The sequence below is a fragment of the Flavobacterium sp. genome (assembly GCF_021151785.1).
GTDB lineage: Bacteria > Bacteroidota > Bacteroidia > Flavobacteriales > Flavobacteriaceae > Flavobacterium.
Window position 1 is genome coordinate 1 of the sequence record NZ_JAGKWP010000196.1, and the last position, 1,529, is coordinate 1,529.

Sequence of the window (1,529 nt, forward strand, 5' to 3'; positions counted from 1 at the left end):
AAAATATGCATATTTTTGTGTCTAATTATTGAAAAAATTCAACATACCACATGACAGTAGATATAGTAAAACCAAGTGAACTACACAAAGTAGATCCGGTATTTGGTCAAATTTCTTTTGACGAACATGAGCAAGTAGTTTTTTGTTATGACAAAGATACAGGTTTAAAAGCAATTATTGGTATTCATAATACAGTTCTTGGTCCTGCTTTAGGAGGGACAAGAATGTGGAGTTATACAAATGAGTGGGAAGCTCTTAATGACGTTTTACGTTTATCAAGAGGAATGACATATAAAAATTCTATTTCTGGATTGAATTTAGGAGGAGGTAAAGCCGTAATTATAGGGGATGCTAAAACCCAAAAAACGGATGAGCTGATGACAAGATTTGGTCAGTTTGTTGACTCATTATCTGGAAAATATATTACAGCAGAGGATGTTGGAATGGAAACTAGAGATATGGATATTGTTAATAATGTAACGAAACATGTTGCAGGTATTTCAGTTGAAAGAGGTGGCTCTGGTAATCCTTCTCCAGTTACAGCTTATGGTGTATTTATGGGAATGAAAGCTGCGGCTAAATATAAGTTTGGAACTGATCATTTAGAAGGGAAAAAAGTATTAGTTCAAGGAATTGGTCATGTAGGCGAATCTTTGGTTAAGCATTTAACGGAAAACGGTGCATTGGTAACTATTTCTGATATTAATGAATCGCGCTTACATGAAGTAGGTTCTAAATATGGTGCAAAGATTTATACAGGAGATGATTTATATTCATTGGATGTTGATATTTATGCTCCATGTGCATTAGGAGCAATTATTAATGATGATACAATTAATAAAATACAAGCCAAAGTAATTGCTGGAGCGGCTAATAATCAGTTAGCTAATGAAGTGGTTCATGGACAATTATTGAAAGATAAAGGTATTTTATATGCTCCAGATTTCTTGATTAATGCAGGTGGTGTAATCAATGTTTATTCTGAAATTGCACATTTGACAAAAGAGCAAGTAATTGAGAAAACAGAAAATATTTATAATACAGCATTAGAGATTTTCGATTTTGCTGATAAAAATAATATCACTACACATCAGGCAGCATTTTCTATCGCCCAAAACAGAATTGATGAGAGAAAAAAAGAATTACAAAACGGTTAATTCTTTTCAATAAAAATTGTAATTTTGTCCCGATGGATTTTAAAATTCATCGGGATTAATTTTAAAAATAAGTTCTTAGTCATGCTTAACAGACGACATTTTAGAGTAAAAGTGATGCAAACTATTTATGCTATGCATCAACATAAAAACGACTCCTTAGACCAACAAGAGAAATTCTTAATGCAAAGTATAGATAATGCGCAAGATTTATATTTGTTAGTTCTTTCCATTTTTGAAGAATTAAAAAATAAAGAATTAGAGTATTTGGATAAAGTCTCAAAAAAGCATTTGGCTACTCCTCAAGAACGTAATCCAAATTTAAAATTTGTAAATAATTTATTTTTTCAAATTCTAGAAAAGCATGATGAATTC

1 protein-coding gene and 1 pseudogene are annotated in these 1,529 nt (G+C 31.3%); both read left to right on the plus strand.

Annotation, left to right across the window (positions count from 1 at the left end):
* The first annotated feature begins 50 nt into the window (after positions 1–50).
* Positions 51–1,157, plus strand: coding sequence for a Glu/Leu/Phe/Val dehydrogenase (locus QZ824_RS11595; protein WP_291276175.1), 1,107 nt, complete (start codon positions 51–53; stop codon positions 1,155–1,157).
* A gap of 81 nt (positions 1,158–1,238) precedes the next feature.
* A pseudogene (locus QZ824_RS11600) lies at positions 1,239–1,529 on the plus strand (antitermination protein NusB); the annotation flags it as partial.

What these genes read in the sequence shown, in the direction of transcription:
- QZ824_RS11595 (WP_291276175.1), top strand. Translation starts at nt 51, where the DNA reads ATGACAGTAGATATAGTAAAACCAAGTGAACTACACAAAGTAGATCCG.